This window comes from Pseudophaeobacter leonis (assembly GCF_002087335.1).
Taxonomy (GTDB): domain Bacteria; phylum Pseudomonadota; class Alphaproteobacteria; order Rhodobacterales; family Rhodobacteraceae; genus Pseudophaeobacter; species Pseudophaeobacter leonis.
In genome coordinates, this window is the sequence record NZ_MWVJ01000050.1 from 19,246 (window position 1) to 34,791 (window position 15,546).

Sequence of the window (15,546 nt, forward strand, 5' to 3'; positions counted from 1 at the left end):
CCCGTCTCACCCGTCATTCAGTTCCAAAATATGCGCAGCAGTCAGGGCTTAGCGTACTTTCAGTGTTGCCAGACCAATCATCGCCAGGATCAGCGCGATGATCCAGAACCGGATCACGATTGTCGGCTCTGCCCAGCCCTTTTTCTCATAGTGATGATGGATCCGCGCCATCAAAAACACCCGCTTGCCGGTACGCTTGAAATAGAGCACCTGAATGATGACCGACAGGGCTTCTACCACAAACAAGCCGCCAACGATGGCCCAGACCAGCTCATGGTTGGTGACAACGGCAATCGCCCCCAGTGCGCCCCCAAGGGCGAGCGATCCGGTATCGCCCATAAACCCGGCCGCAGGCGGTGCATTAGACCACAAAAAGCCCAGTCCGCTGCCAAACAGCGCCGCGGCAAAGATCAGGATTTCCCCTGTTCCAGGCACATAGTGCACATCGAGATATTCGGTGAAATCGACCCGCCCCACCGCATAGGCAATCACACCCAGGGTGCCAGCCGCGATCATCACCGGCATGATCGCCAAACCATCCAGCCCATCGGTCAGGTTCACCGCATTGGCCGAGCCCACAATGACGCAGATGACAAAGGGGACATAAAAATATCCCAGATTGATCAATGTGTCCTTGAACACTGGCAAAGCCAGCTGATTTTGCAGCGCCACCGGGTGATAGGCCCCGGCCCAGATGGCCGCAATCACCGCGATCAGGATGCCCAACAGCAGCCGCACCTTGCCAGAAACCCCGGCGGTATTTTGTTTTGAGACCTTGGCGTGTTCATCGGCAAAACCGATGAGCGCAAAGGACATGGTGACAAAAAGAACCAGCCACACAAAGGGGTTATCCAGTCGCGCCCAGATCAGCGTCGCCGTCAAAAGCGCGCCCACAATCAGCAATCCGCCCATTGTTGGCGTGCCCGCTTTGGAAAAATGCCCCTCGGGGCCGTCATCACGGATCGGCTGGCCTTTGCCCTGCTTGCGGCGCAGCACATTGATCAGCGGTTTACCGAACAAAAAGCCAAAGACCAGCGCGGTCATAAAGGCGCCGCCAGCCCGGAAGGTGATATAGCGGAACAGGTTGAAAAAATCGCCGCCATCCGACAGGGCCGTCAGCCAATAGAGCATCTCGGATCGATCCTCGCCTTTAGATATGTTTCAAGATTAGCGCTTGCCATGACCCAATTCCCGGATGCCGTCAACGACCTTGGCCAGACCGACGCTCAAAGAGCCTTTGGCCAGCACAATATCGCCACAGGCCAGTTGCGACGCCAAATCCGGCACCACTTGCGCTGCAGTTGCATAGGCTTTGCCACGCTTCGCCTTTGGCAATGCGCTGTGAAGATGCGCCATCAGGGGGCCAATGCAGTGAATCTCATCAATCGCGTTCACCGCCGCCAGATCCGCCAGCCCCGCATGCAGAGCCACCTCTTGTGGCCCCAGCTCGGCCATGTCGCCCAGATAGGCAATCTTACGCCCCGAACCAGTCTGAGTCCCCGACAGAGACCCTGTCTGAGACCCCGGCAGCGGCGTGGCTGCCAGCACCTCAAGGGCGGCGGCCATCGAGGTTGGATTGGCATTGTAGCTGTCATCGAGGACCAGCAGCTTGCCGCCCTCAGGCAGCGCGACCTCGACCCGTGCGCCGCGGCCCTTGACCGGTGACCACAGGGACAAAACCTGTGCTGCGCGCAGCGGATCCGCGCCCGCAGCAGCAACGGCCGCCAATGCGCCAAGCGCGTTCATGGCAAAATGCGCCCCCAGCGACTGGATATGCAACTGCAGGCGCGCGGGTCCGCACTGCACCTCGGCCAGGGTTTCCTCGCCGCGGATCTGCGTGCCAAGCAATTTATACTCCGCCGCGTCAGCCCCAAACCAGACCTGGGACACCCCAAGCCTTTGCGCCACCTCGGCCAGCACAGAGGCCTCGGCGAATCAGCGTTAAGAACCGCACTCCCGCCGGGCTCAAGCCCTTCCATGATTGCGGCCTTCTCGCGCGCAATGCCCGCCACATCGTCAAAGGCCTCCAGATGCACCGCCGCCACCGTGGTCACCAGCGCCACATGCGGCCGCGCCTGCCGCGCCAGTGGGGCGATCTCGCCAGGGTGGTTCATGCCGATCTCGATCACTGCGAACTCTGTCTCGCGTGGCATCCGCGCCAGGGTGAGCGGCACGCCCCAGTGATTGTTATAGCTGGCGACAGCCGCATGGCATCGCCCCTGATCCGCCAGCATGCAGGCCAGCATCTCCTTGGTCGAGGTCTTGCCAACCGATCCGGTGACCGCAATCACACGCGCCCCCGTGCGCGCCCGCGCCACCTGCCCCAGCCCTTCAAGTGCCGCCTGCACGTCCTCGACAACCAACAAGGGCGCATCCGGAGCAACACCTTCCGGGCGATGGGTCACCAGGGCCGCTGCGGCCCCCTGTGCCAGCGCCTGCGCCACAAAGTCATGGCCGTCGCGCGCAGCCTTAAGGGCCACAAAAAGATCTCCAGCTTGCAGCGTGCGGGTATCAATGGAAATGCCACTGACCTCCCAGTCCCCATGGGCCTGACCGCCCGTTGCAGTTGCCGCCTCTGCCGCAGTCCAAAGCGCGCTCATACTGATTTCCCGTCCAAAATCGCCACCGCAAGGCTGGCCTGTTCCACATCATCAAAGGGCAAAACATCCGTGCCCACGATCTGACCGCTCTCATGGCCCTTGCCGCAGATCAACAAAACGTCTCCGGTGCCCAGCATATCAACGCCGCGCAGGATCGCCTCGGCGCGGTCCCCAACCTCAAACGCCTCGGGGGCGCCGCCCTTGACTGCAGCGCGGATCAAAGCGGGATCTTCTGTGCGCGGATTGTCATCCGTCACGATAACCACATCGGCATTGGCCTGCGCCGCCTGCCCCATCAGGGGGCGTTTTACCGCATCGCGATCCCCGCCGGCGCCAACAATCGCGATGAGCCGCCCCAGAACATGCGGCCGCAGCGCCCTGAGCGCGGTGGAGACCGCATCAGGGGTATGGGCGAAATCGACAAAAACGGCGGCACCATTGTCCCGGGTTGCCGCATGCTGCATGCGACCGCGCACGGTGGTGAGATGCGGCAGCGTTGCAAACACCTCCTCTGGTGCTTCGCCACTGGCAATCACCAAGCCGCAGGCCAGCAAGACATTTTCCGCCTGAAAGCCGCCAATAAGGTTCAGCCGCGTCTGGAAGGGCCGGTCGTGCCAGGTGAACCGCAGATCCTGCCCGGTATCATCATAGCGCTGCCCCGTCAGGCAGACATCGCCCAACCCGCGCCCCACGCTGAGCACTTCCTGGCCACGGGCCGCCGCCACAGCGCGCATTCTCGGCGCCGCGCGGGTCGTTCATATTGATCACAGCGACGCCCTCTGTCGGCAGGACCCGGCGGAACAATCCCGCCTTGGCGGCAAAATAGGCCTCAAATGTCTCGTGATAGTCCAGATGATCCTGACTGAAATTGGTAAACCCCGCCGCCGCCAGCTGCACCCCGTCCAGACGGCACTGATCCAACCCATGCGAAGAGGCCTCCATCGCCGCGTGGGTGACGCCTGCTGCCGCCGCCTCGGCAAGGGCTGCATGCAGGGTGATTGGTTCCGGCGTGGTATGGGCCAGCGGATGGCTCCAGGCGCCTTCAATACCGGTGGTGCCCAGGTTTACGGCGGCATGTCCCAACTCACACCAGATCTGGCGCACAAAGGTCGCCACGGAGGTTTTGCCATTGGTGCCGGTGACCGCCACCATGGTCGCGGGCTGCGCCCCAAACCAAAGGGCGGCCGCATAGGCCGGCGCTTGTCGGGGATCTTCAACGATCACCACAGCGGCATGACTGGCCTCCAGAGGCCTGGCGGCAATTTTTGCGCCCGCCGCATCGGTCAGGATTGCCGTGGCCCCCAGCTCCAGCGCGGCAGGAATGAATTTTGCCCCATGCACCTGGCTGCCCGGAAGGGCGGCAAACAGCATGCCCTCGCGCACCCGGCGACTGTCAACGGCCAGTCCTGATATCAGGGGGTCAGCGCCCCCCCGAGCCGTCAGACCCAGCTCACTGAGCGGGCGGGAAAGGTCGGCATCATTTGGGGTGGTGTTCATCTGCGGCCCTCACCAGAAATCAGCGCCCGGGATCTCCCCCCGGGAATCAGTTTGAGGTGAGGGTTATACCCATGACCTCTGCGGGTTCAACTTGTGGCCGCAGCCCCAGCAGGGGTGCAACACGGCCAATCATCTCAGCAGCCACCGGCACGGCCGTCCAGCCGGCCGTGCGGCGTTCTTCACCATGGGCAATAATCGAAGGCTCATCCAGCGTGACCACCAGCGCATATTTCGGATCATGGGCCGGAAAAATCGAGGCAAAGGTGGCAATGACCTTATCCTCATAGTAGCCGCCACGCGGTTTTGGCTTATCTGCGGTGCCGGTCTTGCCACCGACCTGATAGCCGGGGACCCGGGCAAAACTGGCGGTGCCTTCGGTCACAACCTTGCGCAGCATCAGGCGGGCTTCTTTTGCCGCGTCCTCGGACATGATGCGACGCCCCAGCTGGGGGCCATCCTGTTTCAAAATCGTGGGGCTAACGTAACGCCCGCCATTGGCAATCGCCGCATAGCCAGCCGCGAGATGCATTGGCGTGGTGGAAATACCGTGGCCATAGGAAATCGTCATGGCTGACAGCTCGGACCAGTTTTTTGGCAACAGGGGCTTGCCGCCCTGGGCCTCGACGATCTCAAACGGGGTGGCCTCTAACATGCCGAGATTGTTCAAAAAGTCGCGCTGACGCTCGGCACCGATTTGCTGCGCCAAACGGGCCGTGCCGATGTTGGAGGATTTCACGATAATCTTGGTAACAGACAACTCGTTGCCGTAGTTACGAAAATCCTTGATCGCGAACTTGCCCCAGCGCAGCGGCCCACGGGTGTCGATCACCGTATGGGCATTCACCAGACCAAGATCCATCGCCTGGGCGGCGGTAAATATCTTGAAGGTAGAGCCCAGCTCGTAGACGCCCTGCACCGCGCGATTGAACAGCGGGCTCACCGAGGGGTCAAACCCTGATGCAGGAGGACGAGGCCGCTCGTTGGGGTCAAAATCCGGCAGAGAGACCACCGAGATCACCTCGCCCGTCTGCACATCCATCAGGATGGATGTCGCGCCCTTGGCGTTCATCAGCTTCATGCCGCCATCGAGCACGCGCTCTGCTGCGGCCTGCACCGTGAGGTCCAGCGACAGCGTCAGCGGCTTGCTGCCACGGCCGGGATCGCGCAGGTAGCTGTCAAACTGCTTTTCGACGCCGGCCACGCCGATCACCTCGGCTGCATTGACGCCTTCCTTGCCAAACCCCGCCCCGCCCAGAACATGGGCGGCAACGCTGCCATTGGGGTAGAGCCGCATCTCGCGCGGGCCAAACAGCAGACCCGGGTCGCCAATATCATGCACCGCCTGCTTTTGCTCAGGGCTGATCTTCTTTTGGATCCAGACAAATTTGCGCTTACCGGTGAAATCTTCCAGCAGGCGGTCGCGTTCGAGATCCGGAAAGATTTCCACCAGCCGGTTGGCGGCATTCAGCGGGTCAATCAGCTGTGGCGGCTGCACATACGGCGAATGGGTCTCGAAATTGGTCGCGAGGATCCGCCCCTGCCGGTCGACGATATCGGCCCGCTGCATGGCAATGGCACTGCCAGCCGCACTGGCCACCGGCTCGCGCGGCTCTGAGGTCGCCATGACGCCCATGCGCCCGGCAACCCCCGCCTAGGCACAGAGGAAAAACACCCCCAGCACCAATAGACGCCCCTCGGCGCGCTGGCGGGACTTTATCTGGATCTCGTCGTGACGCTGGCGGATGTTCTCTTTTTCAATGGCATCGGGGGTTTCCCCCTTGGCGCGGGCGTCCAGAATGCGGGCCAGTGGGCGCAGGGGCGTGCGGATCATGGGCGCTGCTCTCCGGTAGTGCCTGCGTTCAGGCCTGAAACATCAACGCCCTCGGTTGATCTGCAGTGGCGGCGGCACCGGGTATGTGACCTCATCCACCCGACCAAACTGATCCGGGCGCAGGGGCAACAGGCCAAGACGCTCAAAATTCAACTCTGCCAGCTCAATCAGACGGTCGGGACGGTTCAGATAGGCCCATTCAGCGCGCAGCACGCTCAACCGGACCTGCGCGGCGCCGATTTTGCGTGCAGGTTACGGGTATCCTTCAGCACCTGCTGGGTCGCATAGTTTTCCTGATAGGCCCAAAAGGCGAGACCAAACACGGCCAGCGCCGTGGCCACATAGAGTAGCGACTTCATTTGCCCGCCTCTTTCAGTTGCGGCATGCTCAGATCCTTGGCGCTGATTGGCACCGGCGGCGTGTCGGTGCGCCGTCCCACCCGCAACCGGGCCGAGCGCGAGCGCGGATTGGCCGCCAGCTCATCCTCATCGGGCCCATGCCTTGCGGGTGACCAGCTCAAACTGCGACGCCAACTCTTCTTGTTCGGGCGCATAGCGATTGGCGCGACCGGTCTTGCCTGCGCGATGCTGAAAGAACCGTTTGACCATGCGGTCCTCGACCGAGTGAAAGGTCACAACAGCCAGCGCCCGCCGGGTTTCAGGGCGCGCTCGGCGGCCAGCAAACCCTTGAACAATTCCTCGTATTCCGCATTCACCGCGATGCGCAGCGCCTGAAAGCTGCGGGTGGCGGGATGCGACTTGCCATGTTTTGCCCGTGGCAGACAGGCCTCAATCAGCTTGGCCAATTGCAGCGTGGTGGTGATCGGCTCCAGCTCACGCGCCTTGACGATGGATTTGGCAATGCGGCGACTGGCGCGCTCTTCCCCATAGTGAAACAGGATATCCGCGATCTGCACTTCGCTCAGCTCAGCCACCAGATCGGCCGCCGTGGGGCCGGACTGCGACATGCGCATATCCAATGGCCCGTCGCGCATAAAGGAAAAGCCACGTTCGGCCAGATCCAGCTGCATCGAGGAGACCCCAAGGTCCAGCACCACGCCATCCAGATCCTGCGCGTATTCGTCCATGCGGGAAAAGACGCCCTCTTGCAGCACCAGGCGGTCGCCATAGTCTGCGGCCCAGGGCTGAGCCAGCTCAAAGGCAAGCGGGTCGCGGTCAACACCGATTACCTGATCAGCGCCAGCCTCCAGCAACCCGCGGGTATAGCCCCCTGCGCCAAAGGTGCCATCCAGCCAGCGCCCCGTAACTGGGGCCACAGCCTTGAGCAACGGTTGCAACAGCACCGGAACATGGGGACCAGAGGACGGTTTGCGGTCCGTTGTCATGCCTTATGCGCCTCCGGCGCTATCTAGGAACTCCAGCGGGTCAAACCCTTCCGGCAGCTCATCCATCCATTTTTCGGTTTGGGCCAGCTCTTCTTTTTCATAGGTCTCGGGCTTCCAGAGCTGGAAGGTGTCGCCCGCCGCCATAAAGAAGGCCTTCTTTTTCAAGGCCGATCTTATTGCGCAGCTTGGCGGGCAACACCAGACGGCCGGTCTCATCTACCGTGGTTGGGAAAGACTGGCCGTGAAACAGGCGCTGCAGCATCTTGCGCTGCATCGAGCCGCGCGGCAAAGCATCAATTTTGGCGTCGACCTCTTCGATCGCCTCCATCGTGTAGCATTCCAGATAATTGCGGCGCTGGTCGCCGTAGACAATCACCAGTTCGGGGTTTTCACCGGACTTCCAGTTTGGGTCACTTGCCTCGATCACACGACGAAAGGAGGCTGGAATGGATACCCGCCCCTTTGTGTCCACCTTATGGTGACTTTCGCCTCTGAACCTGCGGCCCAAAATATCGTCCTCTACATGCGCGCTTTGGCGCTATTTGACCCCCAGAAAGTAAAAGGGGCGGGTTGATCTGCTGCCACTGATCAACCCGCCTCCTAATTCCCGCTGAGCGGGGTGTCCGACTGCGCGCGCCATCTGGGGGGATGTCTGCTCGCCCGCGCGCCGGATCTCTCGTTGTTCGAATGAATTGAAGGCCTGTATGAAACCTGCTTATTATTATGAGCTTGGGGTCTTTGGCGCCCCTATGTGCTCTTCGCCGCATCCGATGAATAAGGGATACTATGGGAATTCATGGCCTGACAACCTAAATTTCCAAAAAACCGCTTAATGGAAGAGGAGGACCGGCCAGAACTGAGGTGATATGTCGCCAAACAGAGGGTGAAATATCTACAATTTGCCGAATGATAGAGATCACCCCCTAGATATAGGGTGCAAAAAAATCTCACTTCCGGACTACAGCCGACCCATCATTTCCCAGTTTTCGGACGCGGCTCTGTTAACATATAGTCAAGTTCCGCTTATGTTCCAAGGGGCGCCTGTGAATAACTCTGTGGATAAGTGAATTTCCGCCCAAAGCCGCCTTACGATTCGGCACGCTTTGGCAAAAAAGTCTCAAACGACCCCCTGAAGCGGGCGACAGATCTCAATCAGATCTCAATCAGTCCCATAATTTCCCACAGGGCCCATAGTTTCCCACTCGCAGTCCAAAATCAGGCCATCTCAGTCCAAAATCAGGCTACCTCAGTCCAAAATCAAACCAACTCTGTCCAAAATCAAACCATATCGACCCATCATATGGCCGCACAGAGACCCAGCCGTCACAAAAGACGCATGTGCGACGGTGCCAGGAAGCGGCGGCGCGTCACGCCATGCCGCCCGCAATCAGCCCCTGCGCAATCCGCCCATAGGCCTCAGCCATCGCCCCATCGCCTGCCGCAACCGGTCGCCCGGCATCCCCGGCCAGGCGGGTTTCAAGGTCGATGGGCAAAACCCCCAAAAGCGGCAGCCCTAAAGCCTCGGCCTCGGATGAGACACCGCCATGACCAAAAATGTGATGCTCGCCGCCGCAATCCGGACAGGTAAAGAACGACATGTTCTCGATCAGGCCCAGCACCGGTGTCTTGAGGGTGTTGAACATGTCCAGCGCCTTGCGGGCATCAATCAGGGCCACATCCTGCGGTGTGCTCACCACGATAACTCCGCTCAGCTCGCTTTTGGTGCAGAGCGTCAGTTGCACATCCCCGGTTCCCGGCGGCAAATCGACGATCAGAATGTCCAGCTCACCCCAGTTCACCTGCCCCAGCATCTGCTGCAGCGCCCCCATCAACATGGGGCCGCGCCAGACCACGGCCTTTTCTTCCGGCACCATCAGACCAATCGACATCATGGTGACCCCATGCGCCTGCAAGGGTTCAATCACCTTGCCATCCGGGCTGGCCGGGCGGGCCGAGACCCCCATCATGCGCGGCAGGCTTGGGCCATATATATCGGCATCAAGCAGTCCAACCCTGCGCCCCTGCCGGGCCAACGCCACAGCAAGGTTGGCACTGACCGTTGATTCCCCGACGCCCCCCTTGCCCGATGCCACAGCCACGATACGGGCAACCCCTGGGGGTTTTGACTGGCCCCGCCTGGGGCTTTGGATGCCCGCCTATCTTGAGGCTCGGCGCAGCAACAGGTGCGGCAGGCCCATGCGCCGTCAAGGCAGCAGAGACCGCGCCAACCCCCTCCAGCGCCAGCACGGCCGCCTCGGCGGCACGGCGCAGCGGCTCCATATGCTGGGCAATCGCGGGGCTGGGGGCCTCGATGACAAAACTGACTTTCACATCCGTCCCGGACCCCTCACCCTTTTGAAGGGTCAGCGCCCGGATCATATCCCGCGAGATCAAAGTCCCGCCATCAGGCAAAACCAGGCGTCCAAGAGCATCCTGAATCTCTTTCTGTGTCACTGACATTCCCGGCTCTCCTCTTTGGGACCCCCCCTCTCGGGGCACTGATCTGATAAGGGGCGCACCTTGTGCCGAGAGGCGACATTCCGCAAGAGCACGCGGGCCAGCGCAACTGGGCAGTTGCCCATAGGGAACCCTTTGCGGTTGCCCATAGGGAATGCAAAAAAAGACAATTCCGCCTAAATAACAGCTTGTTTACAAATGGGTAACAATGACCCATGCAAATGCTGCATAGCAGAAATGCTCACTTCGGGGATTGTGCATGCGCAGCAATTACCTATTTTGTTCTCAAGCAACGCCGATAACGGCACTCTCTAATTTACCAGTTCTGAGGACCCATCCGATGGCCGCTGTACACCAGATCGCAACACATAAGGCCGTATTCTCGGCACTCCCACTGGCGTGGTTCGACGAGTTGAGCAGTAAATTTGCTCGGTTTCGCCTGTATCGCCAGACGGTGAACGAGCTTTCTGAGCTGTCAAACCGCGAACTGGCTGATCTGGGCCTGAACCGGTCGCTCATCAAACGCGTCGCGTATCAGGCGGCCTACGAAAACAACTAATAGAGATCAGGCTCTTTTTCCTCCTCCCTAAAGGGCCTGTCCTAAGCGGTGGCATCCTCCTCCTCCCTGATGTCACCGCACCTAAATACCGGGTAATACCGGACCAAATACATCCGGGTCGTCTCCTCCCTAGATCCTGATGTTGCTATGAACGGCGGTGCCCCTCCTCCTCCCTGGGCACCGTCGTTTTTTATTGCCTACTCCCCACATGAATGAGCCCGCCCTGCTGCAGCAGGCCTGCCGACATGAGCCAGGCATGGGACCATGTGGGACCGTGAATGCTAGCGCGCATCATAAAACCTCCAGACGCCCTGTGGCTGGATACGATAACAGAGGCAGGGGAATTTGGAGGTTCGAGGCGAAGCTGTTCGGGCCATAATCGTCCAGCCTGTACCGGCTCATCCCACCATTCTCATGCAGCAAAGGCGCCGTATAAACCGCGCGACGGCTGATGAGGGAAAACACCGGGAGAGGCGCAAGTTGTCAGATGCTCAAAACAAGCAGTGGCCCTGGGGCTCGCAAAAGCCGCCACAGTTTTTTGCATAACGAAACATCGGCAACAGGGGGGGCGGGGCCCGCCTAGACAGTAGAACTGTCTAGGCGGCCCCCGCCCGGGTCGGATTGCTACGCAATTCGACCCGCTGATCTTTCAGATCAACAGAATATTCAAAACGGCACGTCATCACTCGCAGAGACAAACCGCGCCACAACTTTCTTCAGGCCCGCCTTGTCAAAATCTATTTCCAACTTATCGCCATCAATAGCTGCAACAACGCCATAACCAAATTTCTGATTGAACACCCGCTCGCCCAGAGTGAAGCTGGACACAGCTGTCAGATCAATCACCTGGCTAGGCGTTTCTTTGGGCTGAGAAATCCCTCGCTGACCCGCGCGCGCCTGCATGCGCTTCCAACCAGGGGAGTTGTAGCCATCTGCCTGCGCCACCTTGGCGTCAATGGTTGATGGCATAGGTTCGGTACTGCTGGCTGCCGCGCCATATCCACCGCCATAGAGCCCGGGAGGCGTCAACACCTCCACATGCTCTTCTGGTAACTCATCGACAAAACGCGAGGGAAGTTGTGATTGCCACTGGCCAAACACCCGACGATTGCCGGCAAAGGAAATCGTGCACAGCGTTTCAGCCCGGGTAATCCCAACATAGGCCAGCCGCCGCTCCTCTTCGAGCCCTTTCAGACCTGATTCGTCCATGGACCGCTGCGAGGGAAACAAACCATCCTCCCAACCAGGCAGGAAAACCGCCGGGAATTCCAGCCCTTTGGCGCATGCAGGGTCATAATCGAGACTTTCTGATCCGAATCCTGCTTGTCATTGTCCATCACCAGACTGACATGCTCCAAAAAGCCCTGCAGATTCTCAAAATTCTCCAGCGCCTTGACCAGCTCCTTAAGGTTTTCCAACCGCCCCGGCGCCTCAGGGGTTTTATCCGCCTGCCACATGCCGGTGTAGCCGCTTTCATCCAGCACAATCTCGGCCAGTTCCATATGGGAGATGTCAGGATCTTCCACCATTCGGCCCCAACGGCGCAGGTCTTCGACCAGACGGCGCAATGAGGCGCCGCCTTTGCCCTTGATTGCCCCGGCCTCAACCGCGAGACGCGCGCCCTCAACCAACGAGACGCCATTTTCACGCGCCACAGCCTGAATCGTCTGCCGTGCCTTGTCGCCAAGACCGCGTTTGGGTGTGTTCACAATCCGCTCAAAGGCCAGATCATCATCCGCCGATGTCACCATACGGAAATATCCCATGGCATCGCGAATCTCGAGCCGCTCGTAAAAGCGTGGCCCGCCAATAACCCGATAGGGCAGACCAATGGTCAGGAAGCGATCTTCAAAGGCGCGCATCTGATGCGAAGCCCGCACCAAAATCGCCATGTTATTCAGGGCGATAGGCGCCTGACCACGGGTGCCCCGCTGCGTCGCCTCAATCTCTTCGCCGATCCAGCGCGCCTCTTCCTCACCATCCCAGTGGCCAATCAGGCGGACCTTTTCGCCGCCCTTTGAAGCCGTCCACAGCTCCTTACCGAGCCGACCGGAATTGCCACTGATCACCCCTGAAGCCGCCGCCAGGATATGTTCGGTAGAGCGGTAGTTCTGTTCCAGCCGGACCACCTTGGCCCCCGGAAAGTCCTTGTCAAACCGCAGGATATTGCCAACTTCGGCGCCGCGCCAGCCGTAGATCGACTGGTCATCATCGCCCACGCAACAGATATTTTTATGGCCGCCCGCCAAGAGCCGCAGCCACAAATACTATGCGACGTTGGTATCTTGATACTCGTCCACCATGATATAGCGAAACCAGCGCTGGTATTGCGACAGGATATCGGCGTGGGTCTGAAAAATAGTCACAACATGCAGCAGAAGGTCACCGAAATCGACCGCGTTGAGTTCTCTCAGGCGGGTCTGTCATTGCGCATAAAGCGCCGGACCACGAAAATTATACGCCCCCGCCTCTGAGGCGGGCAAGGCCTCTCGCGTAAGAGCCCGGGTTTTCCAATCATCAATGATCCCCGCCAGCATCCGGGCAGGCCAGCGCTTGTCGTCGATGTCTTCGGCCCGAATCAGCTGCTTTAGCAGGCGGACCTGATCATCGGTGTCCAGAATGGTGAAATTCGACTTTAGCCCGACCAATTCAGCGTGACGGCGCAACAGTTTAACGCAGACAGAATGAAAGGTGCCAAGCCAGGGCATGCCCTCGGCAGGCTGGCCCAGCATGCCGCCGACCCGCTCTTTCATCTCGCGCGCGGCCTTGTTGGTAAAGGTCACAGCCAGGATTTCATTGGTGCGGGCCGAGCCAGTGTTCAACAGGTGCACAATCCGCGCGGTCAGCGCCTTGGTCTTGCCAGTTCCGGCCCCGGCCAGCATCAAAACCGGCCCATTCAGACATTCAACCGCCTCACGCTGCGCAGGGTTGAGCCCCTCAAGATAGGGGGTCGGGCGCGCGGCCATAGCCCGCGAAGACAGAGAGGCGCCATCAAAGGCGTCCATTTCATCAAAACTGTTCATGCCCGCAACACTAGCCTGTTTCAAAGCGCGAGAAAAGGGGACGTTCGCATTCTGTTCACAAATCCACGCCAAACAAAGTCGCCCCTTGATCACCTGAAAAATCGCCTGAATTTTACACGCCTTATAGGTGAATTGACGCCTTAATTTTCACCAACTGTAACCTGATCTAAAGCACTCAGGCCGCAAACTGGGGCGAACAGGGATATCAGGTGGGTCATGAACAGCGAATTGAAACAGGCGGTGCACAACAGGCTCAGAAGTCTATTTCTGCTCTTGCTGCTGGTTAGCATGGCGGCAGGGTCTGTCTGGGCTATCATCGCAGTGCCTGCTCCGATTGTTGATCGCATGCTGGAGGCAGACATTCGCCAGGAGTCTGAGCTTTGGAAACGTCGTGTGATCCTCCATATGGAGGACCCGGAAAAAGCCTTTGAGATCGGCGCCGTCAGCCCTTTCGATGCCAGATATCTGACCCTGCTGCCCAAGACGTCGAATGTATATCGTTTCCGTATGCTCAACAGAGATGGCATGGTTTTCTGGTCCACCCGGCCAGACGAGATTGGCGAATACGAAAGCCGCAGCTACTATGACACGATCGTCGCCCAGGGCGAGACCCACTATCTACACGAACGCCAATCGCCTGCCGAGGTCGACAGTGCAAACCAGCTGGCAGCCGTCACCCAGATTGAGGGACAGCGAGAGGTGGCGATGATCTATGTGCCGCTGATGCGCAATGGCCACTTCGGAGGAGCCATCGAGTTTTTCACCGACATACCCGCCCGCCGCACCACCTTCATCTACCGGGCCCGCCTGTCGCTCTCGGTGTTGACGGCAATCTCGCTTCTGGCCCTGTCCTTTGCCGTCTTTATGACCTTTAGCGCCAACCCGTTTGCGGCTAAGGCAGCTCTATGTGCGCAACAAAAGCGAACGCGCCATTCTGGACGAGCAGTTGCGCCTGGCCCGGGAAGTCCAGTTGCTGGGAGAGCTGAACGAGTGGCTGCAATCCAGTCGCTCTCTGGAAGAGCTGTTTGACATGGTCGCCCGGTTCATGACCCACATCCTGCCGGACGCCGAGGGCAGCGTCTATGTCTATTCCAACTCACGCGATGTGCTGGAGGGCTGCGCCAGCTGGAACGGCGGTGCACACAAAGATCACATCCATCCGGAAGAATGCTGGGGCCTGCGCCGGGGGCGTACCTATGAATACGGTGCGTCAGAAATCGACTTTGTCTGTGAACACGCCGAACCGCATGATGGCCGCAACTACTATTGTTTTCCAATCCTGGCCCACGGCGAAACTGTAGGCCTGATGCACCTGCGCTCTGCTGCCGACAAAAGCGACGAGTTCAAAACAAGCAGAAAACTGGCACAGATGTGTGCCGAGCAAATCTCTATGGCGATTGCCAATGTGCAGATGCGCGATCAGTTGCATGACCAATCGGTCCGCGACCCCCTGACCGGCCTGTTCAACCGCCGCCACATGAGTGAAACGCTGCGAAAACTCATCAATGCCAGCCAGAACACAGGCAAAAACCTCAGCGTGATTGCCGTCGATGTGGATCACTTCAAAAAGTTCAACGACAACCACGGTCACGATGCCGGTGACATGGTGCTGCGGGCTGTTGGCGCGGTTATGGAACAGGCCTGTGACGGCGATGATGTCGCCTGCCGCCCCGGCGGCGAAGAGTTCACCCTGATTGTCTCGGGGCATAGCCAGGAAGACGTCATCACCAAGGCAGAGCTTTTGCGCCAATCTGTTGAGGCCGTGGTGGTGCGCTATGGCGAAAAGTCTCTGCCCTGCATCACAATCTCGCTTGGTGTGGCGCATTATCCGGCCCATGGCTCGATGCCCCAGGACCTGCTGCGCGCCTCCGATGATGCCCTGTATGAGGCCAAGGCCAAGGGCCGCAATCAGGTCTGCATTGCCTCCGGCGCAGCACCCGAGCCGCGCCATCCAGAGGAAAAAAGCAGCTGTACTGAGGCGCCGAGCTCCGCAAGCCCGCATGCAGCCTGAGACAACCAATCACCGCCTTTGCGGCCCAATGACCGGACTATAGCGCAGAGGGCACGCGCTGTTGGCGGCGCCTAAAATCCTGCGCAGTCGCGCTGCGGACTTGTCAATTGCGCCGCACCGCCTATCAATACGCCATGGATGATCTGCATCAACGCTACCCCGGCCTGTCTGACCTGCGCGCCCGCGCCAAAAGACGGCTGCCAAAATTTGTCTGGGAATTATC

6 protein-coding genes and 7 pseudogenes are annotated in these 15,546 nt (G+C 59.7%); 3 read left to right on the forward strand and 10 right to left on the reverse strand.

The annotated features are described in order from the left end of the window. Window positions 1-48 precede the first annotated feature (48 nt). The 9 genes and pseudogenes from mraY to B4968_RS12350 all read right to left on the reverse strand — a co-directional run bounded on the left by mraY (window position 49) and on the right by B4968_RS12350 (window position 9,733). Window positions 49-1,131 (reverse strand): phospho-N-acetylmuramoyl-pentapeptide-transferase, encoded by a 1,083-nt coding sequence (mraY, locus tag B4968_RS12315; RefSeq protein WP_083099385.1) that lies wholly within the window; start codon window positions 1,129-1,131, stop codon window positions 49-51. Between the two features lie 36 nt (window positions 1,132-1,167). After that, window positions 1,168-2,600 (reverse strand): annotated as a pseudogene (locus B4968_RS12320) (UDP-N-acetylmuramoyl-tripeptide--D-alanyl-D-alanine ligase). Continuing rightward, a pseudogene (locus tag B4968_RS12325) lies at window positions 2,597-4,097 on the reverse strand (UDP-N-acetylmuramoyl-L-alanyl-D-glutamate--2,6-diaminopimelate ligase). Before B4968_RS12325 ends, B4968_RS12320 begins: the two co-directional pseudogenes overlap by 4 nt. Window positions 4,098-4,143: 46 nt before the next feature. After that, complete coding sequence (locus B4968_RS12330; protein ID WP_241525718.1) at window positions 4,144-5,730, reverse strand: peptidoglycan D,D-transpeptidase FtsI family protein; 1,587 nt, start codon at window positions 5,728-5,730, stop codon at window positions 4,144-4,146. A gap of 18 nt (window positions 5,731-5,748) precedes the next feature. Next, window positions 5,749-5,928 (reverse strand): hypothetical protein, encoded by a 180-nt coding sequence (locus tag B4968_RS24470; protein ID WP_241525719.1) that lies wholly within the window; start codon window positions 5,926-5,928, stop codon window positions 5,749-5,751. Next, window positions 5,925-6,287 (reverse strand): annotated as a pseudogene (ftsL, locus tag B4968_RS12335) (cell division protein FtsL). The gene B4968_RS24470 and the pseudogene ftsL overlap by 4 nt, the downstream one beginning before the upstream one ends. Beyond that, window positions 6,284-7,273, reverse strand: a pseudogene (rsmH, locus tag B4968_RS12340) (16S rRNA (cytosine(1402)-N(4))-methyltransferase RsmH). The pseudogenes ftsL and rsmH overlap by 4 nt, the downstream one beginning before the upstream one ends. 3 nt (window positions 7,274-7,276) lie before the next feature. After that, window positions 7,277-7,781, reverse strand: a pseudogene (gene mraZ, locus B4968_RS12345) (division/cell wall cluster transcriptional repressor MraZ). Window positions 7,782-8,640: 859 nt separating this feature from the next. Beyond that, a pseudogene (locus B4968_RS12350) lies at window positions 8,641-9,733 on the reverse strand (Mrp/NBP35 family ATP-binding protein). Between the two features lie 337 nt (window positions 9,734-10,070). Here B4968_RS12350 and B4968_RS12355 point away from each other — a divergent pair. Next, a complete protein-coding gene (locus tag B4968_RS12355; protein ID WP_083099386.1) occupies window positions 10,071-10,289 on the forward strand; it encodes a DUF1127 domain-containing protein in 219 nt (72 codons plus the stop codon). A 666-nt stretch (window positions 10,290-10,955) separates the two neighbouring features. Here B4968_RS12355 and B4968_RS12360 read toward each other — a convergent pair. Then, window positions 10,956-13,312, reverse strand: a pseudogene (locus B4968_RS12360) (ATP-dependent helicase). A gap of 216 nt (window positions 13,313-13,528) precedes the next feature. Between B4968_RS12360 and B4968_RS25725 the strand changes: the two are divergent. Continuing rightward, window positions 13,529-14,341 (forward strand): hypothetical protein, encoded by an 813-nt coding sequence (locus tag B4968_RS25725; RefSeq protein ID WP_338153256.1) that lies wholly within the window; start codon window positions 13,529-13,531, stop codon window positions 14,339-14,341. A 16-nt stretch (window positions 14,342-14,357) separates the two neighbouring features. Continuing rightward, window positions 14,358-15,323, forward strand: a complete 966-nt coding sequence (locus B4968_RS25730; RefSeq protein ID WP_338153257.1) for a diguanylate cyclase — start codon at window positions 14,358-14,360, stop codon at window positions 15,321-15,323. Window positions 15,324-15,546 lie beyond the last annotated feature (223 nt).